General features: G+C 64.5%; 19 protein-coding genes. 11 read left to right on the top strand and 8 right to left on the bottom strand.

Features of this window, described 5'->3' with window-relative positions:
• The first annotated feature begins 155 nt into the window (after window positions 1–155).
• From WJU17_RS01580 to WJU17_RS01565, 4 genes are all read left to right on the top strand, one after another.
• A complete protein-coding gene (locus tag WJU17_RS01580) occupies window positions 156–1,937 on the top strand; it encodes a fatty acyl-AMP ligase (RefSeq protein ID WP_346325595.1) in 1,782 nt (593 codons plus the stop codon).
• A gap of 5 nt (window positions 1,938–1,942) precedes the next feature.
• Window positions 1,943–2,875, top strand: coding sequence for an NAD-dependent epimerase/dehydratase family protein (locus tag WJU17_RS01575; protein WP_346325594.1), 933 nt, complete (start codon window positions 1,943–1,945; stop codon window positions 2,873–2,875).
• An 80-nt stretch (window positions 2,876–2,955) separates the two neighbouring features.
• Window positions 2,956–3,195, top strand: a complete 240-nt coding sequence (locus WJU17_RS01570; protein WP_346325593.1) for an acyl carrier protein — start codon at window positions 2,956–2,958, stop codon at window positions 3,193–3,195.
• A gap of 16 nt (window positions 3,196–3,211) precedes the next feature.
• Window positions 3,212–4,420 carry an aminotransferase class I/II-fold pyridoxal phosphate-dependent enzyme gene (locus tag WJU17_RS01565; RefSeq protein ID WP_346325592.1) on the top strand — a complete coding sequence of 403 codons (1,209 nt, stop codon included), beginning with the start codon at window positions 3,212–3,214 and terminating at the stop codon, window positions 4,418–4,420.
• Window positions 4,421–4,424: 4 nt separating this feature from the next.
• On the opposite strand, the gene WJU17_RS01560 is transcribed toward WJU17_RS01565, so the two are convergent.
• From WJU17_RS01560 to WJU17_RS01550, 3 genes are all read right to left on the bottom strand, one after another.
• A complete protein-coding gene (locus tag WJU17_RS01560; protein ID WP_346325591.1) occupies window positions 4,425–5,378 on the bottom strand; it encodes a hypothetical protein in 954 nt (317 codons plus the stop codon).
• Window positions 5,375–6,349, bottom strand: a complete 975-nt coding sequence (locus WJU17_RS01555) for an acylglycerol kinase family protein (protein WP_346325590.1) — start codon at window positions 6,347–6,349, stop codon at window positions 5,375–5,377. The genes WJU17_RS01560 and WJU17_RS01555 overlap by 4 nt, the downstream gene beginning before the upstream one ends.
• Window positions 6,350–6,456: 107 nt before the next feature.
• Window positions 6,457–7,044, bottom strand: a complete 588-nt coding sequence (locus WJU17_RS01550; RefSeq protein ID WP_346325589.1) for a DUF2141 domain-containing protein — start codon at window positions 7,042–7,044, stop codon at window positions 6,457–6,459.
• A gap of 156 nt (window positions 7,045–7,200) precedes the next feature.
• On the opposite strand from WJU17_RS01550, the gene WJU17_RS01545 reads away from it, so the two are divergent.
• From WJU17_RS01545 to WJU17_RS01520, 6 genes are all read left to right on the top strand, one after another.
• Window positions 7,201–8,466, top strand: a complete 1,266-nt coding sequence (locus WJU17_RS01545) for an LptF/LptG family permease (protein WP_346325588.1) — start codon at window positions 7,201–7,203, stop codon at window positions 8,464–8,466.
• Window positions 8,463–9,566 carry an LPS export ABC transporter permease LptG gene (gene lptG, locus WJU17_RS01540; protein WP_346325587.1) on the top strand — a complete coding sequence of 368 codons (1,104 nt, stop codon included), beginning with the start codon at window positions 8,463–8,465 and terminating at the stop codon, window positions 9,564–9,566. The genes WJU17_RS01545 and lptG overlap by 4 nt, the downstream gene beginning before the upstream one ends.
• 46 nt (window positions 9,567–9,612) lie before the next feature.
• Window positions 9,613–11,145: an oligosaccharide flippase family protein gene (locus WJU17_RS01535; RefSeq protein WP_346325586.1), complete on the top strand. Its 1,533-nt coding sequence runs from the start codon at window positions 9,613–9,615 to the stop codon at window positions 11,143–11,145.
• A 103-nt stretch (window positions 11,146–11,248) separates the two neighbouring features.
• Window positions 11,249–12,013, top strand: coding sequence for a sterol desaturase family protein (locus WJU17_RS01530; protein ID WP_346325585.1), 765 nt, complete (start codon window positions 11,249–11,251; stop codon window positions 12,011–12,013).
• 5 nt (window positions 12,014–12,018) lie between these two features.
• Complete coding sequence (locus WJU17_RS01525) at window positions 12,019–13,170, top strand: hypothetical protein (protein ID WP_346325584.1); 1,152 nt, start codon at window positions 12,019–12,021, stop codon at window positions 13,168–13,170.
• A 114-nt stretch (window positions 13,171–13,284) separates the two neighbouring features.
• Window positions 13,285–13,959: a hypothetical protein gene (locus tag WJU17_RS01520; RefSeq protein WP_346325583.1), complete on the top strand. Its 675-nt coding sequence runs from the start codon at window positions 13,285–13,287 to the stop codon at window positions 13,957–13,959.
• 54 nt (window positions 13,960–14,013) lie between these two features.
• On the opposite strand, the gene WJU17_RS01515 is transcribed toward WJU17_RS01520, so the two are convergent.
• The 4 genes from WJU17_RS01515 to WJU17_RS01500 form a co-directional block, all read right to left on the bottom strand.
• Window positions 14,014–14,487 (bottom strand): pyridoxamine 5'-phosphate oxidase family protein, encoded by a 474-nt coding sequence (locus tag WJU17_RS01515; protein WP_346325582.1) that lies wholly within the window; start codon window positions 14,485–14,487, stop codon window positions 14,014–14,016.
• A 4-nt stretch (window positions 14,488–14,491) separates the two neighbouring features.
• A complete protein-coding gene (locus WJU17_RS01510) occupies window positions 14,492–14,920 on the bottom strand; it encodes a nuclear transport factor 2 family protein (protein WP_346325581.1) in 429 nt (142 codons plus the stop codon).
• Window positions 14,921–15,006: 86 nt separating this feature from the next.
• Complete coding sequence (locus tag WJU17_RS01505) at window positions 15,007–15,675, bottom strand: DUF6064 family protein (protein ID WP_346325580.1); 669 nt, start codon at window positions 15,673–15,675, stop codon at window positions 15,007–15,009.
• Window positions 15,675–16,526: an aldo/keto reductase gene (locus WJU17_RS01500; protein ID WP_346327368.1), complete on the bottom strand. Its 852-nt coding sequence runs from the start codon at window positions 16,524–16,526 to the stop codon at window positions 15,675–15,677. Before WJU17_RS01500 ends, WJU17_RS01505 begins: the two co-directional genes overlap by 1 nt.
• A gap of 238 nt (window positions 16,527–16,764) precedes the next feature.
• On the opposite strand from WJU17_RS01500, the gene opgC reads away from it, so the two are divergent.
• Window positions 16,765–18,030, top strand: coding sequence for an OpgC domain-containing protein (gene opgC / locus WJU17_RS01495; RefSeq protein WP_346325579.1), 1,266 nt, complete (start codon window positions 16,765–16,767; stop codon window positions 18,028–18,030).
• Here the strand turns inward: opgC and recG are convergent.
• Window positions 18,008–20,092: an ATP-dependent DNA helicase RecG gene (gene recG / locus WJU17_RS01490; RefSeq protein WP_346325578.1), complete on the bottom strand. Its 2,085-nt coding sequence runs from the start codon at window positions 20,090–20,092 to the stop codon at window positions 18,008–18,010. The genes opgC and recG overlap by 23 nt on opposite strands.
• Window positions 20,093–20,170: the final 78 nt, after the last annotated feature.

Raw genomic sequence — 20,170 nt, 5'->3', positions numbered from 1 at the left:
TGTCAAATTTTTGAAGCCCCGACGCCTAAAAATGAGCTAGTCTTTTCGGCGTCTGTGGACTTGGGCGAAACGGTGGGAAGGCTAGAGCTTTCGGGAAGGATCACTCCCCGGGGCGAAAGACAGTGGCGGACTGAGGAAGACCGAATACAGCCAATATGCTGACACCAACACCGACGGATGATCCCGGCCTGCCACGTCGCAAGGCCGACTTTGCAACGTTGCTCGACGCGCTGGACTATGCTGCGCGCGGCATACGCGGTTTCAATTTCTATTCCGCACGCGGCACCCTGGTCGATGTCCTGACCTTCGCCGACTTGCGCGACCGGTCGCTTGGTATTGCCCGGCGCCTGATCACGGCGGGGATCGAGCGCGGATCCAGGGTCGCGCTCATTGCAGATACCACCTCCGATTTCATCGCCGCGTTCTTCGGCTGCCAGTATGCTGGCCTGCTGCCGGTTCCCCTGCCGCTGCCGACCTCGTTCGGCGGCAAGGATGGCTATGTGGAACAGCTCAACAAGCAGATGATCAGCTGCCACGCCACCGCCGCCATCGCCCCGGCGGCGATGGCCGACCTGCTGTTTCAGGCCGCCGAAGGCCTCAACCTCGCGCTGGTGGTCTCGAGCGAAGACCTGAACACCATGCCCGAGGGCAATCCCGCCCTGACGCCGCAGGGTCCGGGTGATATCTGCTATCTGCAATATTCTTCCGGCAGCACCCGGTTTCCTCACGGCGTCGCCGTGACCCAGACCTCGGTGATGTCCAATTGCCGCGGCAATGGCGTCCATGGCGTCGGGGTGCGCGAGGGCGACCGGATGATGTCCTGGCTGCCCTTCTACCACGACATGGGCCTCGTCGGCGCCATGCTGACCCTGGTGACCATCCAGGTGTCGGCGGATTATCTGCCGACCGAGTTCTTCGCCCGCCGGCCCATGCTGTGGCTGGAGCTGATGAGCCGGAACCGGTCCACCGTCACCTACAGCCCCACCTTCGGCTACGAGTTGTGCGCGCGCCGCGTGAAGCCGGAAGCGGTGGCCGGTCTCGATCTCAGCGCGTGGCGCATCGCCGGCCTGGGCGCCGAGATGATCCGCGCCGATTCCATGCGCGAATTCGCCGAGACCTTCGCCCCGGCTGGCTTCAACGAAAAGGCCTTCCTGCCCAGCTACGGCCTGGCCGAATGCACGCTGGCGGTCAGCTTCATGCCCGTCGGTCAGGGGATCGTCATCGACGAGGTCGACGAGGGCCTGTTGTCGCTCGAACACCGCGCCGCGCCGCCGACCAACCGCACGGTCAAGACCCGCGAAGTCGTCAACTGTGGCGTGCCGCTGCCGGAATACGACCTGCAGATCCGCAACGAGGAAGGTGAAACCGTCGGCGAACGCCATGTGGGCAAGATCTATGTCCGCGGGCCGTCGGTCATGTCCGGCTATTTCATGGACCCGGAAGGCACGCGTAACGTACTGGACGAAGCCGGATGGCTCGACACCGGCGACATGGGTTACATGATTGGCGAGTCGCTCTACATCATCGGCCGCGCCAAGGACCTGATTATCCTGAATGGCCGCAATCACTGGCCGCAGGACATCGAATGGACCGTGGAGCAGATCGAAGGCCTGCGCTCGGGCGACAGCGCCGCCATCTCAGTGCCGGGACGCGATAACGAGGAAGTCGCCCTGATCCTGGTCCAGCCCCGCGTCGGCGAGGCCGACGAACGCGGGCGCCTGGTGGCCGAGATCAAGCGACGCATCCAGAAGGAAGTGGGCATCGCGTGCCGCGTCGTGCTGGTGAAGCCGCGCAGCCTGCCCCGGACGTCGTCCGGCAAGCTCAGCCGCGTGAAGGCCCGGGCCAACTACATGTCCGGCCTGCTCGAGCCGCTGGACGGCAGCGATCCCTATCCTTGGGAAGACGCGCTGCCCCTGAAAGCGGCAGCGGGCCAATAAGCACCTTGGACCCCCGCGGCAAACGGGTCGCGCTCACCGGCGCGACCGGCTTTGTCGGCGGCCATACCCTCGATCACCTGGTTGGCCAGGGATACAGCGTCAGCGCCCTCACCCGCCGCGCCATGCCGGCACGAGACGGCGTGCGCTGGGTCGAGGGCGATCTTACCCAGGACCGCGCGCTTGCCGCCCTTGTCGATGACACGGACGCGGTCATTCACGTGGCCGGCCTCATCAAGGCCCGGCGCGACGCCGATTTCTTTGACGTGAATGTGGACGGCACCCGCCGCCTGATCGCCGCCCTGGCCGGTCGGCCGGTCAAGTTTGTTTACCTGTCGTCCCTGGCGGCGCGCGAGCGGCATCTGTCGGCCTATGCCGCCAGCAAGGCCGCCGCCGAGGATCTGCTGACACGGACAGAGGGGCTGGACTGGACCATCCTGCGTCCGCCGGCCGTCTATGGGCCGGGCGATCGCGAGACACTGGTGTTCTTCAAGGCGGCGGCGACGCGGCGGCCGCTCCTGCCCGGCAGTCCACGGCATCGCAGCTCCCTCATCCACGTTCTCGATCTGGCCGGCGCTCTCGAGGCCGCCCTCCGCCTGCCAGGCCTTTCCGGCAAGACCGCCGACGTGCATGACGGCAAGGACGGCGGATATGCCTTGGTGGACGTGCTGGCGCTGATCGCCGGACGCCCCGGATGGCACAGGCCGCTGTTTCTGCCGCCCATCGCCCTGGGCAGCGTCGGCGGCATGGTCAGGATCGCCAGCATGCTGACCGGGGGCGTCCCCATGCTGACCCCCGGCAAGGCACGTGAGTTGTCCTTTCCCGACTGGGTGTGCCGCGACCGGACATTGGAGGCCTGCGGCTGGCGCGCCTTGATCGACGCCGAGCGCGGCCTGCCCGACACACGGCGCTGGTATGAAGCCAGCGGAGACCTGCCCTGACGGCAATCGTGGGTTGGGCTTCATTCCGCACCAATGCTATAACCCGCGCTTCGGAGACAAGAACGCAAGGCCGACCATTCATGAGCAACGCGCTGGACGACATCCGCACCCTGATCGCGCCGTATAACAAGAAAGGCGTCGCGGTGACTCCGGAGACGACGTTCGCCACCGACCTGGAATGGGACTCGCTGACCGTGATGGATTTCGTTGCCGAGATGGAAGACCATTTCGACATCATCATCCCGCTGAACATGCTGCCCGATCTGGAAACGGTCGGACAGGTCGTGGATGCCGTCGATACGCTGATCGAAAAGAAGTAAGGATCGGAAACCGCCCATGGCTGATCTGTTCGACAAATTCGAGCCGATGATCCGGATGCGCCAGAGCATCGTGATCGAACACGCAAGCCCCGTCGACGTGGTGATGGAGGAGATTCTCTCGCCCACCGAGGCGATGATCGAGGGCCGGCGCACCATCCTGGCCGGCACCAACAACTATCTCGGCCTGACCTTCGATCCGCGCTGCATCGCGGCCGCGCACGCGGCGCTGGACGCCGCCGGTACCGGCACGACGGGCTCACGCGTGCTCAATGGCACCTACACGGGCCACAAGGCGCTGGAGGCCGCGATCGCCGGCCTTTATGGCACGGACCATTGCATGGTCTTCAGCACCGGCTTCCTGGCCAACATGGCCACCATCGGCACCATCGCCGGCAAGGATGACGTGATCCTGCTGGACGCCGACAGCCACGCCAGCATTTACGACGCCTGCACCATGTCGGGCGCGACGATCGTGCGTTTCAAGCACAACGACCCCGACGATCTGGACAAGCGCCTGCGCCGCCTCGGGACGGATGGCGGCAACGTGCTGATCATCGTCGAAGGCCTGTATTCCATGCTGGGCGACAAGGCGCCCATGAAGGAACTGGTCGCGGTCAAGAACAAGTACGGCGCCTCGCTGATGGTCGACGAGGCCCATTCCATCGGCGTGTTCGGCGACACCGGATGCGGCGTCGTGCAGGAAGCCGGCGTGATGGACGACGTGGAATTCGTCGTCGGCACCTTCAGCAAGAGCGTCGGCACCATCGGCGGCTACTGCGTGTCGAACCATCCCAAGTTCGAAATTCTCCGCCTTGCCGCCCGCCCCTACATGTTCACGGCCTCGTTGCCGCCGTCGGTCGTCGCCTCGGCGCTTCAGGCGGTCGAAATCCTGAAGTCCGAGCCGCAGCACCGCGAGAAGCTGTGGCGTAATGCCACGCAGCTGCATGACGGCCTGAGCCGCGCCGGCTTCAATCTGGGCGCCGATGTCAGCCCGGTGGTCGCGGTGAAGATCGACGACCGCGACATGGCGGTGCGTCTTTGGGAACAGCTGCTGATCAACGGCGTCTACGTCAACCTGGCGATGCCGCCGGCAACGCCGCAAGGCCTCAACCTGCTTCGCTGCAGCCTGAGCGCCGCGCATACGCCAGAGCAAATCGCCAAGGTGGTCGATACGTTCGAGCGGCTTGCCCGTTCCAACAGCGTGCTGAGCAAGCCGGCGGCCTGATCCGCTACCGGTACGCCCCGCTCTTGCGGGTGCGCAGCATCAGGACGAGACCGCCGATCACGGGATGCCGCCGCTGCCACGGCGCGATGTCGATCTCGACGCCCGAATGGCGCCGGATCTTCCATGCCAGATAATCGAGCCCGCCGGAGAAGGTGAAAGCGCCCTTGAGCAGGCGTAGGACGCTGAGCGTCTTGCCCTGCACGCGCCGCCAGCGCCAGCGCCGTGCTTCCGCGCGGATATGGGACGACGGCACCTCGACACGGAACACGCCGCCATCATCCTGCGCCTCGAAGCCCCCGGCCCGCAACGCCGGACCGGTCAGGGCCCGATAGCGCTCCGCGTACTCGCGAAAGATTTCGCCGCCCTTGGTCGCGGCGTTCTCCGAACGCAGCTCGGCGCCATAGGTCATCTGAAACAGGTGGGACCACAATTCATCCGCCGTGAATGGCGAAGGATGCACCGGCACGGCGCTGCGCACGGCCGTGACCACGGCCTGCGACACCGACCGGACGATCACGTCCTCGACCGCCGTGTCCCGTGTCCACGCGATGGCGCAGGGCTGCGCGAACCGGGCCCAGAAGGTGGGATTCAGATGATCCGCCTGCATGGCGGCCCGGAATCCGTCCACGGACATCAGCGCGTATTTGCTGCGGACGACACGGCCCTCGAACGGGGTTTCGCGATAGAACACGTTTGGCGGCAGCACCCGGTTGAAATAGCCGAGGACGCCGCTGCCATTCGCGGCGGCCAGATCATCCGCCAGGATGTAGAAATCGAGGATCTTGTCCTCGTCCGTGCCCGCCCGCAGACAGGAGCCATAGAACAGAATCGCGGCGGTGCCCGCATGCCGGTCGCGCAAATCCCGGGCGGCGGCATCGGCGGCGGGAAACAGCGGCTGCCCCAACTCGTCGCGGATACGGCCCATCACGGTCCGGACTTCCGCGTGCTCGGACGTCATTCGTCGTCCAGCCGGACGAAGCGGAACGCTTCGGTCGCCTCGAGGCGAACCGGCAATGCCGGATCGGGATGGAAAAATTCGCCATCCAGCGTGACCGGGCTGCCGGTCCGAATTTCCACGCTGTACATGCGGCGGCGCACGAGGCCGCGCACCAGCTTGGTCGAGGGCCGGCCGAACAGGAAGGTGCGCGCCGCGCGCAACACGGCCCACAGATTGTATTCGATGCTCGTGTAGCGCAGCGATCCCTCGCCCACGTTCGAGGCGGCCGACAGGCCCAGGATCAGCCGGTTCAGGGTCGTGACCAGCACGATCATGTACGCCTTGGATTCCGGGGTGGAGTCACCGAAATTGACGAACATGGGGTCGCGCCGCATGGGCGAATTGCGGCTCTTGAACGGCAGGATCGCCAGCAGGATCAGCCAGATGATCGCCACGGTATGCGACAGGAAATTGGGCAGGCCCAGCGGGTACACCACACGGCGGCAGAACTCGATCCCCCGGACGATGGTGGCCGCGCCGAAGAACGCACCGTAAACCGGCGGCGCGCCCGGGGTCAGTTCCATCCGGATGAACGGCAGGTCCACGGTCTTCAGGCCGCGCGGCCCTTTCAGCGCGCCATCCACCACATCCCGCAGGCAATCGTCGGGCGAGCCGAACATCCCGAGCGCCTCGGCGACCATGTTGGTGCGTCCGCCCGGCAGGATCGCCATCAATGGGGGATCGGGGAAAGGATCATGAGTGATCAGCGCGGTCATGCCCGCCTGGAGCGTGCCGTCACCGCCACTGAGAATGACCATCCGCACACCCTTGGCGGCGAAATCGGCCAGGATCGAAGGCATGTCGTCGATCGATGCCAGTTCCCGATACGACAGTCCGGGATAGGACTCCACCGCGCGGCGAAAGACCTTGAGTTCCTTGTTCATCCGGGTGCTGCCCGGATTGCTGATGACACCGATTTCGTCGAGAGTCACCGGGACCCTTCCCCTGAGGCGCTGGAAAGCCGCAGAACTTATGCATCAAACCGCCGCCGGTCAAACGGCAAGACACTCACTATCCTGTTACGAGGCCCTCAAGGGGGTCAGTAGCGGAGGTCAATCTTCACGTCCGTTCTAGTGGCGTGGGTCTTGAACGCGGCATCCTTGTGGGAGGCGGGACCGAAGAGCCCGGCCTTGGCGTTGTTGGAGAACCCGTAACCTTCACTGGTAAAGCCGTATTTTCCGTCGGCGTTTTCGTCGTGATAGATGCCGACGGCATAGGTTCCATTGCCGTAGGGCAGCGGCATGCACACTTCCATGCGACCGGCGACGGCGGGCACGTCGAACCGTATCAGCTTGCCGCCCTTCTTCTTGCCGACCCACTCGGAAGGATCATCGCTATGGAGGCTGAGCCTGAGATTACCCTTGCCGTTGCGCAGGTTGGGGACGATCACCCGGATCTCCGGCTGCTGGTTGGCCGGATCGCAGTATCCCAGCGGACGAGACGGATCGATGCGGCCCGCGACCAGCTCGAGCGCGCGGCCCGACAGGTGCATGCCCTTGAGGTGCTCCGGGATGGGAGCCTTTTCAAACTCGGCCTCGGCATGGACCGCAGGACTGCCCGCCAGGACAGCGACAAGGCCCAGGGCGACCATCAGGCCACCGCGCCGCGCGTTGGATATCGTCAACATTGTTCTCCTCGTTGCCTTTCGGCTCGCGTCGCAACCAACTTCGCGGGCGACGCGTTGATGTAGTGCTCCTGGAGCTCTCTCCCAAATGTTGGTTTGCAGAATTCGATTGCAATCACGCCCTGCGTCTCTTTACTTGAACCGCTGCCGCGTGATCGCATGGCCCTGCATCGCTGGTATATCTATCTGGATCCGCTGAAAGGGTTCCCGGCCGTGTTCAAGAAAGTCGATGTTTACATCCTGCGTCAGGTCATGACCCCGCTGCTGATGACCATCGGCGTCTCCGCCATGCTGCTGCTGCTCGAGAAGATGCTGCGCCTGTTCGACATGGTGGCCAATCAGGGCGGCCCGGTCGGCGTCGTGTTCCGCATGCTGGGCAACCTGATCCCACAATATATCGGACTGGCCCTGCCCCTCGGCTTCCTCCTCGGCGTCCTTCTGGCGTTCCGTAAGCTATCCAACTCCAATGAGCTCGAGGGCATGCAGGCTGGCGGCATGGGTCTCTTCCGCCTGATGCGCGCGCCGCTGTGCCTCGCCTTGGCGCTGATGGCCGTAAACGTGGCCCTACTGGGCTACATCCAGCCGCGCAGTTTCTACTCCTATCAGAGCCTGCTGTTCGACCTGACGTCCGGCGCGTTCGGGACGTCGATCCGGCCGGGTGAGTACAGCGATCTGGGCGACGGGTTCACCCTGCGGATCGAGCGGGCCTATGATGGCGGCCAGAAACTCGAAGGAATCTTCGCGCAGAAGGAGCGTTCGGATGGGCGGGTCACCACCATCACGGCCCGCGAGGGATCGTTTCTCGCCACGCCGGATGGATCGACCGTCCTGATGCGTCTTCGCGATGGCACCATCGTGGACGTGGAGCCCAACAAGCCCGCGCCGCGCGTGTTCACGTTCAAGCAGCACGATTATCCGTTCGAGATGCCCAAGATCACCGAGTTCCGTCAACGCGGCGACAAGGAACGGGAAATGACCCTGCCGGAGCTCTGGTCGGAATCCCATACCTCGCAGAAGCCGCGAGAGGCGCAGACCTATCTCTCGGCCTTTTATGACCGACTGTTGCGTTCGCTGACCATTCTGGTGCTGCCTTTCATGGCGGTTGGCCTCGGCGTCGGCCCCAAACGCCAGCAGAAGCAACTCGGCCTCGTCGTCGGCGTGATCCTGTTGCTGACCCTGCACAAGACCCTGGAGTTTGGCACCGCGGCCGCCGGACTGGGCGATGGCTCCACATTGCTGAACCTTTTCCTTCCCTTCATCGGCTTTACCGCACTGTCGTTCTTCTTCTTCCACACCACCGCTCACAGGGTTGGCGCCAGGCCGCTGGCATGGATCGAGAACGGGTGGGAGTTCCTCATCGAGAACATCCAGAAAATCAGCTTCTTCCGGCGTTCGGAAGATGACGCGGAGGCCCGTGGCGCATGACCCGATTGCAACAGAGCCGCCTGTCTGTTCCGGTACTGCTGGAATACATCGCCAAGGCATTTCTCGTCCGGTTCCTGCTGCTGCTGTTCGGTATCGCCCTGATCATGCAGGCTCTCGATGTTCTGTCGCAGAGCGGCGACGTGCTGGCGCCAGCGGGCGCGGGCATGGAATCCATCTGGCGCTTCACCGTGTTGCGCTTTCCCCAGATGGTGTCGACCGTGGTCGGCTTCTCGGCCCTGCTCGCGACCCTGTTGACCTGCACGACCCTGGCCCAGAGCAGCGAGGTCGCGGTCATGCAGTCGGCGGGATTGTCCTCGTTCCGCATCATCTTCCCCATGATGGGCGTCTGCGCCGTCGTCGCGATCTTCCATTTCACCATGAACGAGACCATCGTCACCCAGTCCAACGAGGAGTTCGAGCGCTGGCAGGCGAGCGGTTTCGCGGTCGGCGCCGTCGATCTGCCACCAGCCAAGGCCGACGCCTGGGCGATCGAGGGCAATACCCGGATCAGGGTGCAGGCGGTGACACGCGACGGCACCATCCTCGACAAGGTGACGCTGTACAAGCTGGACGACGCCGGCAAGATCGTTGAAATCACCTCGGCCAATTTCGCCGCCTATTCCAACGGGCAATGGACCATGTTCGACGTCACCCGCTTCTGGGTCGATCAGACCAAGGTCGAGACCGTTCCGCGCGCCGCGTGGAACACCAAGGTCCCGCCGTCCCGTTTCCGCGCCCTGTCCATCGACCCGGAAAGCGTGCCGATCGGCCGGCTCGCCAGTGCCGTCGGCCAGCTCAAGGCGGAAGGGATGAACGCCAACAAGCTGACCGCGTGGCTGCATCACAAGGTCGCGGGCCCGCTGGGTACGATCCTGATGCCGCTGCTGGGCGCCATGGCGGCGTTCGGCCTGCAGCGGTCAGGCACCATGTTCCTGCGCGTCATCGGCGGTCTCGCCTTCGGCTTCAGCTATTTCGTCGTCGACAACCTGCTGCTCGCCATCGGCCAGTTCGGCACCATCCCGCCGGTGCTCGCGGCCTGGAGTCCGCTGGCGCTGTTCTTCTTCCTGGGAAGTTCGGTCCTGTTCTACACCGAGGCTTAGCGGATCGATGTCCACGGCGCCGCCCGGCCCATCGACAAAGGCAGTGATGGCACGCGGCGCCGGCCTGGCGCTGCTGGGCCGCAGCGGCGCGCTGATCGAGCTCGTCAGCTTCTTCCTGTTCACCCAGATGTACGGTTCCCAGACCTTCGGTCTGTTCATGACGCTCTGGGGCCTCGTTCAGGGGCTCGCCATCATTTCCGATTTCGGCATGACCATGGCGCTGCAGCGCTTCATTCCGGGCACCGCCGACGCCGTCAGCGCCGGCCGGGTCCTGAAATACGCGGTCAACACCTCACTGGTCATCTCCTGCCTCGTCGGCATCACCATGGCGGCGTTCGCGCCGGCGCTGGCGGGCATCATTAACGCGAACGAGGCCGACTCCCGGCATCTGGTGCTCATCATCCAGCTCTATGCGTTGGCGGTACCGCTGTGGTCGATGATCGAGGTGGCGACGGGCGCGATCCGGGCGCGCAGCATCTTCGGCCCGGAGGTGAAGGTGCGGATCTTCTACGAACAGGGGTTCCGGCTCGTGTTCGGCGTGCTGTTCTGGGTGATCGGCTTCGTCTCGCTCGGCCTGTTCGTCTCGCACCTGATCGGCCTTGCCGTCACCGCCGTCTTCGCCTTCCGGCTGGTGCACAAGCATTACGGCCTTCAGCACCTCATCGCGCGGACCGGCCTCGGCGCCAGCCTGGGCAAGGAGATGGTGTTCTACTCTTCCAGCATGATGCTGCCCAACTTCGCCAAGAAATGGCATTCCTGGCTGCCGGTCATCTTCCTCAACGTGATGCTGCCCGGTGCGCGCGGCGCCGAGGCCGCCGGCGTCTATGCGGCCGCGCGCAAGCTGGTCAGCGTGCTCAACGTGTTCCGGGAGAGCTTCGAATACGTGCTGGCGCCGCTGGCGGCCGCCAATAGCGGGCTCGAGGAACGGGCCAAGCTGCGCGAGATGCTGGCCTTCGCCACGCGCGTTTCCGTGGCCGCCTTCATTCCCATGGCGACGCTGGTGATCTGCTATCGCCACGAGCTGCTGCGCCAGAGCGGATCCGAATTCGTCGCCGGCGCCGGCGCGCTGCTCATTCTCGTCATCGGCCGCAGCCTCGAAGTGACCTGGGGCCCGTCGACCTCGATCCTCGCCATGATCGGCAAATACCGCATTCCGTTTCTCAACGCCGCGGCCGGCGTCATCGTCACCGCCCTGCTCGCCTATTTCCTGATCCCCCGGCCCGAGCTGTTCGGCGGCGGCCTGCGCGGTAGCATGGTCGCGGCCGCCATCGCCGCGGCCGGCGGCATCAACGTCTCGGCGATCCTCGGCTTCCTGGAGGTCCGCTACATCTACGGCCTGAAGCCCTACGACCGCCGCCTGCTGCGCCCCATCGGAACAGCCCTGGTCCTGTCCGCCATCATGGCGACCATTTACACGGCGACCAACGGCATGTGGCGCACGGGCTATTTCATCCTGGGTATCGTGATCCTGCTCGTCGCCCTCGTCGTACTGGTGCGTGTCGGATTCACCCGCGAGGACGCCCAGTTGATCGTGCCCAAGAAGCTAGCCAAGCGCATGCCGTTCCTGGTGGAACGCTGATATGCAGGCGTTTCCCGTTGGATAATCCCGCGAGGAGGACTATTTTCCCGGCGACCGTGCTATAGTGCGGCATGCAGGCAGGCTGAACAGGACGCAAGACATCGTGATCAAGATCGGCTTCTGGAAACGGCGGCGTCACCATCTCGACAAGATGACGCTGAAGGAACTCACCGTCGCGTACTTCCAGTATTATGCAATCCAAGCCTACATCGTCGTCGCCATCGCCGGCTACGCCTATGCCCTGAGCAGCGGCGCGCCCATCGGCCCGCTCCTGCTGACAGGTCTGGCCTCGGCCCTGATCTATCCGCTGGCCTGGTACGGCATCCACCGCTTCATCCTGCACGGCAACTGGCTGGCGAAATCGCCGCTGACCGCGCCGGTATGGAAGCGCATCCATTACGATCACCACCAGGATCCGCACGACCTGCACATCCTGTTCGGCGCGCTCTACACCACCCTGCCCACCGTCGCCGCAGCCACCATGCCCGTCGGCTACGTCCTCGCCGGCTGGCCGGGCGCGGCGTTCGGCCTGGCGACCGGCGCGGTGATCACCTGCTTCTACGAGTTCTGCCACTGCATCGAGCATCTGTCCTACAAGCCGAAGAACCCGATCCTGGCGCGCATGAAACAGCAGCACATGGCGCACCATTTCCACAACGAGCAGGGCAATTTCGGCATCACCAACTTCATGTGGGACCGCCTGTTCGGCACCCTGTACACCAACGCCAACCGTCCGCCGAAAAGCGCGACCGTGTTCAACCTGGGATATGACGAAGGCATGGCCTCTCGGTATCCCTGGGTCGCCAAGCTCTCCGGCGGTGTCGATACGGGAACGCCCCGCGACCGCCGCCAGCGCGAAGCGGCCTGAAGCCCATGGGGTTCGGTGAAGGCGGCGTCGACGTCGCCGAGGTGGTAACGAAGGCCGATCTCGAGGCCTTCATCAGTGTTCCGTGGACGGTGTACCGGGACGATCCCTACTGGACGCCGCCGCTGCGCTTCGAGCGCCGCGAAATGCTCGACCGGCGCAAGAACCCCTTCTTCCAGCATGCCGAGGCGGCCTATTTCCTGGCCCGCATCGACGGCAAGCCCGTCGGGCGGATCAGTGCGCAGGTCGACCGGCTGGCGCAGGAGCACCAGGGACCGGGCACCGGCCATTTCGGTTTCCTCGAGGCCGTCGACGACCCGCTGGTGTTCGACGCCCTGTTCCATGCCGCCGAAGACTGGCTGCGCGCCCGCGGCATGACGCGCGTGCTGGGTCCGTTCAGCCCCTCGATCAACGAGGAATCCGGCCTGCTGGTCGAGGGCTTCGACGAGCCGCCGCGCCTGCTCATGGGCCATGCCCGCCCCTATTACGGCCAGCATGTCGAGGCCATGGGCTATGCCAAGGTCCAGGATCTCTGGGCGTACGATCTCAACATAACCCACGAATTCCCCGGCAACGTGCAGCGCCTGCTCGACAAGGCGCGCAAGCAGGACAAGCTTAAGCTGCGCCGGGTCAGCAAGAAGAACTTCGCCGACGAGCTGAAGATCATCATCGACATCTTCAACGACGCCTGGCGCGACAATTGGGGCTACATCCCCATGACCGACGCCGAGATCGACAAGATGGGCCGCGACCTGAAGCCTTTCATCAAGGAACAGGGCTGCATGATCGCCGAGTGGGAAGGCGTCCCGACCGCCTTCATGCTGACCGTGCCCGACATCAACCAGGCGGCCCGCGACCTCAACGGCAACATGCTGCCCTTCGGCTGGGCCAAGCTGGCCTGGCGCCTGCTGGTCAAGTCGCCGACCCAGTGCCGTGTGCCGCTCATGGGCGTGCGCAAGCAGTTCCAGGGCACGCTGGCCGGCGCGTCGATGGCGCTGTTGCTGATCGAGACCATTCGCCAGGCCACGACACGCGAGGTCGGCTACCGCCGAGCGGAACTCTCGTGGATTCTCGAGAGCAACGTGCCCATGCAGCGCATTCTCGAAATGATCCTGTGCCGGCACTACAAAACCTACCGGATGTACGAGAAGCCGCTGTAAGCACCGCCCAGCGCCGGTACCCGAGGCCTCTCGTCATCTCCCCGGCTTTCAGGCAAGCTTTGCACGACGGCGCGGCCATGGGGGCACTCGCGCCCGGCACGAGGCCTGCACGTCGTGAACAGTGTCACCATCAGCAAGAACCTGCCGCCTGTCCGGATGGGACGCGCCGAGTTCGAGCAACTGGTCGCCCTGATCGCTGACGAATTCTCGCCGGACCCGGTGAAAATCCGGATCAAGGACAGCAGTGGCCTTTCAACAATCCGAGCCAACGATCCCGCCGAGTTCCTGGCGAATCCGGGATTGTCCCCCAGCCTGCACATGGTCAGCATCACCGCGCGGGACAGCACGAAGAGGCCCGAGGGACAGCGGCGGATCCTCGTCAATCTTTACAATAGCGGACCCGGTGTCTTCGTCGAGGCCGACAGCCCCTACTGGGCGGAATCAGCAGCCGGCACCATTTATGATTTTCTGAGCAAGCACCGTCCCTGGCATTTCCCGATGGACGGACTGATCGGCGCCGGGCTGTTGGGCCTCGCGCTCGGCGCCATCCTGCTGTTCGGCGTCAGGCTCCTCTACAGGATCGCCACCTGGAACGTCACACCCGATCTTGTCGTCACCTCTCTGGCGATCATCGCCGGCTCGTTCGCGGTGGCGGTCACGGCCCTGTTGCCCGGGATCGAGATCAGAACCGGCCCTCGAGCCGATCCCCTCGTCGTGAAAATGGAAAGAGCGATCAGGATCAGCGCCGCGATCTCGGTGCTGCTGTTCGGCATCGGGCAACTGATCTGAGAGGTCCACCGGACGCCAGAACCGGCGGCGGCCCCGATCAGGCGTCGGCCAACCTCAATACGTCCCGCCCAGCTTTGAGTGGTCCCAGCTGATGGTCTTGACCGGCGTGAAGCGGATGATCACGCGCTTGCGGGCGGAATAGCGGATGCTTTCCATCTCTTCCGGCGGAAAATCGGTCTTCGACGGGTCGCGCTGGCGGCGGATGTTCATCATGGTCTCCACCACGAAATCATTGTCCTCGATGATCTCGGCGGTCGCCTCGGCCATCATGGACTGCAACTCGGCATAATCATGGCCCGCCTCGATCAGCAGCGCCGCCTTCGGGTCCCGCTTCAGGTTCACCACCTTCTGGCTCGCGCCGTAGGTGGACACCAGAAACCGCCCCTGCTCGTCTAGATAGAAAAACATGGGCATGGGATGGGGAAAGCCATGCGGTCCGTTGGAAACGATGATGAGCGTATGTTCGCGGAGGATGAACGCCTTCAGCTCTTCCGGCGTCATGGTGATCTGGTCGCGGCGCGATACCATGGCCTTACTCCTTGATCGGCTTGAAATTTGTGGGGCCGACATAGACCAGCATTTCGGTGATCAGTCCGTCCTCGTCGCAGGTGATGACGTTGGCGCTCTCGACCATCAGCGGATGACCGTCGGGCGCGACGCGGGCGATGGACGTGGCGAGCGCCCGGTTGCCGGCGATCCGTACCGCGCCCTCCGCCTCGACCGGGATCGAGCCGCCCGAGCCGTCGAGCGCCGCCTTGTAGCGGGCGCGGATGGCGTCATGGCCGATGGCCGGCGCGGTCCCGACCGGCTCCTCCCAGCGCGCGTCGGGCGCGAACAGGGCCACGATCCCATCGAGGTCGCCTTTCGTCATCAGCGCCCGGTAGCGGTCGAACAGCGTCCGCATGTGCTCGGCGCCCGGCTTGTCCGGCAAACCGCCAAAAATCTTCTCCAGCCGCGACATGACTTTCTCCCCTGAATGCTGATGCGCGCCGGCGGGCCGGCGACGACTCATGGACGGCAGATATACGACACTTCCCGCCGCCCGGACTAGCGGCGGCGCGGATCCGCGACGGCCGCGACGATGGCGGCGAGCCCCAGCAAAGGCATCATCCAGGCCTCCGGCGATCCCATGGCCTGAAGGGTCGCGCCGCTGACCACGCACCACAGCACGGGAATAACCAACAAGATCCAGCGCGCGGCGCCGGACGCCAGCAGCACCAGCCCCAGCGTCGCCGTGACCGTCGGGTCGGGCGCGATGCCGAATATTTCCGCGCCCGCCCACGAGCGCCCGGCGAGGAGTCCGGCCAGGGGCTGAAGCACGAGCGCGAACAGCAGAAAGGCAGGGGCCGCGTAACGCGCGCTGCCTTCGACGGCGCCAGGGGAAAACCGGTTATGGATGACGCCGAGCCAGATGAGCAGCAGCGCCTGCGCGGCGAACGCGCCCGCCAGCCACGGCGCGGCCCAGTTTATCCCGGCATACCGTTCCAGATGATACGCCCATGCGACCCACAGCCAGCAGGCGGCGAGGCCGGTGGCTATCGCGTAACCGCGCCACCACACCTGTCGCCGGAGCATCGCGACAAGGAGCACGCCAAACGCCAGCGTGACCAGATGCAGCGGCCAGGCCGACACGTTCAGGCTTTCGAACAGACGGTAGTAGGTGCTGGGCGAAAACAGCAGGAAGTCTTCCAGGCTGTAACTGAGCCAGTGATCCATCAGAGCTGACCGACATGCGCAGCCATCCGCCTGCGCATGGCCTCATCCGGCAGCCGACCGCGCGCCGCGCCCATGTTCTCGCGAAGATGATCGACCCGGCTGGTCGCCGGAATGGCGCAGGTCATCGCGGGATGGGAGATCACGAACTTCAGCAGGAACTGTGCCCAGTTCGCGCAGTCGATCTCGGCCGCCCAGTCCGGCAGCTCGTGGCGCTGCACGGCCGCGATCAGGTCGCCTTGCCGGAACGGCCTGTTGGCGATCACCGCGATGCCTTTTTCCCGGGCCAGCGGCAGGATGCGCTGCTCCACCTCGCGGTCGAGGATGTTGTAGGTGACCTGGATGAAGTCCAGTTCATGATCGCGCATGATCCGTTCGAACTCATCATGCCGTCGTCCATGTGACGTGGTGATGCCCACATAGCGAAGACGCTTCGCCTGCTTCATGGCCTGCAATGTCTCGAGCTGCGCTTCCCACGAGCGCAGATTGTGGACCTGCATCAGGTGGAAGTACGGCACCCGCCAGTACTGCCGCGATTGTTCGATCTGACTCGGCCCCTCGTCGCCGGACGAAATCCAGACCTTGTCGGCGGAAAACACCGCGCGCGTCTTGCCGAGCTTCTGCAGCCCATAGCCAATGACCGGCTGGGACGAGCCGTACATGGGCGAGGAATCGATCATGGTGCCGCCGAGATCGAAAAACGCCTTCATCACATCGGCGCAGCCGTCGCGTAGCGCCCGGTCGTCTCCGACGTTGAACGTCTGCCAGCTTCCCAGCCCGATGACGGGCAGCGTCTCTCCTGTCGATGGGATGGGGCGCTTCAACGGGGGCGCGGGCTGTGCGAGGGCCGGCATGGCGGCCAGGGCGCCCGATGCCGCGAGCAGGCCGAGAACAGCGCGGCGGTCAGGCGAGAATGAGCTGTTCATGGCAATCCTCCGGCACGACTGGCTTACCGAAACATAGAACGGCAGGCCCCGAGGTCACGTCATGTGGCGGCAAAAGTCATCTTTCGGCCCCATGGTGGACCCAATCCGTCAATTTCTACAACTACATGCAAACGTGACCCGGCCAGACACGACAAGGAAAACCGGCATGACATCTTCACCCGGCGCGCGAACAGTCGGCAAAGGCAGTCCAGAGCGATTTGTCATCCTTGATGGCATGCGCGGGTATTTTCTCGTTTTCATGCTGCTCAATCATCTGTCGTTTCAGGGCAGCTACATGCTGGTCAAGATCAACCATGCTGAACTGAGCTTCGTACAGGATGCACCCGGTTTCGTCTTCCTGTCGGGCCTGCTCATCGGCATGGTTTACACGCGGCGCATGGCAGAGAAAGGTCTGGCGACGGCCGGGCCGATCATGTGGCGCCGTGCCCTTGAACTGTTCGCCTATGCCGCCGGGTGCCTGGCCGCCGTGCTTATCCTGATGCGCATCATTCCCAATGCCGCCAGCGCCTGGCAGCCATGGCTGGAGGGCCTCGTGGGCGGCGGATATGCCTATCTGGCGGCGGCGCTGACGCTGCTCTACCAGCCCACCTACATGGACATCCTGCCCCAATATATCGTCTACCTGACGGCGGCCCCGCCGCTGCTATGGCTCTGCGTCAAGGGCAAGTGGCACTGGGTCGCCGCGTTGTCCGGCCTGCTCTGGTTCGCGGTACAGATCGGATTGCATCTGCCGCTCGCCAACACCATGAATGCTGGACTCGGCGCCGCCCAGGACGGACTGGCCATGCGGGGGCACTTCAATTTGATGGCCTGGCAGATTGTGTTCATGGCCGGCATGGTTCTCGGCACGCTCGCCATTCAGGGCAAACTCGACCTCGACCGGCTGTTCAACCCGCATCGGCGCTTCCCCTTCACCATCGCGGTCGCCGTGCTGACCTTCTTCCTTGCTCTAAAGCTGTCCCTGACCGCTCAGATACTGCCCGAAGATATCCTTCAGCGGCTTGCGCCCTATGACAACCGCCCGGAATTCGGTGCGATATATCTGTTGAACTTCGCGGCGATGGCCTACGCGGTCGGCTGGCTGATCGTGGCCGGCAAGCAGACCCGAAATGGCACCCTGCGTTCTCTGAGCGCGGCACTGACCTGGATTTTCCAGTTAAGGTTTCTGCGTCTGCTGGGTCGGCACTCGTTGCAGGTTTATGCCTACCACGTGGTTTTGGTCTACGTGCTTGCCGCTTTTGATCGCCAGATGGGTCCCTTGCCGGAGGGACAAAAAACCATGATCGCCATCGCGGGGATCGCAAGCCTCGCGCTGCCTGCCCTGTTGATGGAATGGCGCGCCCGTGTGAAGCGGGTGGATAGTGAAACGAACCGCGCCACGATCCCGTTCAGCCCGAGGCCAAGTACCTGATCGCGGCATCCCGTTCGAAAAGGTAGAGCAGCACACGCAAGGCATCACTGCGAGGCCCTTTTAGTTGCGGATCCTGCGCGAGAATCCGGGTGGCCTCTTCCCGCGCGAGGGCCAGCAGATCGCCATGGACTTCAAGGTCCGCGACCCGAAACCGGGGCATGCCGCTTTGCCTGGTTCCAAGCAGTTCACCGGCGCCGCGCAGACGAAGATCCTCTTCCGCGATGACGAAACCATCATCCGTGTCGCGGATGACCTTCAGGCGTTGCTGGGCCGTCTCGCTGAGCGGTGACCCGTAGAGCAGGATGCAGGACGACTTTTCAGAGCCGCGGCCCACGCGACCCCGAAGCTGATGCAACTGCGCCAGACCGAACCGTTCCGCATGCTCGATCACCATGATGCTGGCGTTGGGCACATCCACCCCCACCTCGATCACGGTGGTGGCCACCAGGATTGTCAGCTCGCCGGCAGAGAACCGGGCCATCACGGCATCCTTCTCGGCCGATTTCATCTTGCCATGCAGCAGGCCGACACGGTCGCCGAACCGCTTCTGCAAGGCTTCGTGGCGCTGCTCGGCCGCGGCGACGTCCAGCACTTCCGATTCCTCCACCAGCGGGCAGACCCAATAGGCCTGCGCGCCTCGTCCCATCGCCCGCTCAAGCCCGGAGACGACCTCATCCAGACGGGTCGCGGGAACCGCGCGGGTGTCGATGGGCGTGCGTCCCGGCGGTTTCTCGGTCAGGCGCGAGACATCCATGTCGCCATAGCTGGTCAGGGTCAACGTGCGCGGGATGGGCGTGGCCGTCATCACCAGCACGTCCACAGGACCGCCGCCCTTGGCCGACAAGGTCAATCTCTGGTGAACGCCAAAACGGTGCTGCTCGTCGATCACGGCGACGGCGAGGTCATGAAAGGCCACGTCGTCCTGCAACAGGGCATGGGTGCCGACGATGATGTTGGCCGTGCCGGACGCGATATCCGCGAGCAGCGTTTCCCGCGCCTTGCCCTTGTCACGCCCCGTCAGCAGCTTGATCCGCAGGCCCAACTGATCGGCGAAGGGAAGCAGCGTTTGGAAGTGCTGACGGGCGAGAATTTCCGTGGGCGCGAGCAGCGCACCCTGCGCCCCCTCTTCCACGGCGGCCAGCATGGCATGCAGCGCCACGACGGTCTTGCCGCTGCCCACATCGCCCTGTAGCAGGCGCAGCATGCGGTCAGGCGACGCCATGTCGGCCAGAATTTCATCGATGGCCGTCTGCTGGGCATTGGTCAGCCTGTACGGCAACAGGGCCGCCAGTCGCGACCGCAGGCGGCCATCGCCCCTGACAGGCCGCCCCCGGGCACGGCGCATCCGCGTTCTTACCAGCGCGAGGGCAAGCTGATTGGCGAGCAGCTCATCGTAGGCGAGCCGCTCGCGCGCGGGCGCCGATGGCGCGAGATCGTCCATGGTTTCGGGGCTATGCGCGGCGCGCAACGCATCGGCCCATGGCCGCCAGCCGCGCGCCGACAGCAGTTCAGCGGGCGTCCATTCCGGCAGGGAAGGCAACTGGGCGAGCGCGGCCCGGATCGCCTTGGTCAGGATCTTGGGCGATAGTCCGGCCGTCAACGGATAGACCGGCTCGACGATCTGCACCGAGGCGCGGTTCTCGACGCTGACCACATAGTCGGGATGGTTCATCTGCCGCCCGCCGTTGAACTCCTCGACGACGCCGCTGACGATCCTGACGCTGCCCTCGGGCAACAGCTTGCGCAGATAGTCGTCGCGGGCGCTGAAATAGACAAGCGAGATGAACCCGGTCTCGTCGGCGCAGATCACGCGGTACGGACCGCGCGTGCTGTGCGGCTTCTCGTGCCGGTCGACGCGGACGGTCAGCGTCGCCACCGCGCCGATAGGGGCATCGGCGACGTTCGGAGCAAAGCGCCGGTCGATCAATCCGGCGGGCAGATGCCAGCACAGATCGGCAACCTTGCCGCCGGCCAGACGTTCGATCAGCTTGGCCATGCGCGGCCCGACGCCGGGCAGCGTGGTCACGGATGCGAACACCGGAAACAGGACTTCGGGACGCATAAAGGGAAAAGGCCCTTCCAGATGCTGACAGACAGGCTGGGAGACATTATATCGGGGGCCGCGAAGGGAGCGAGCTTC

The sequence above is a fragment of the Iodidimonas sp. SYSU 1G8 genome (assembly GCF_039655775.1).
Classification (GTDB): domain Bacteria; phylum Pseudomonadota; class Alphaproteobacteria; order SMXS01; family SMXS01; genus RI-34.
This window is presented reverse-complemented; position numbering and strand designations above follow the sequence as displayed.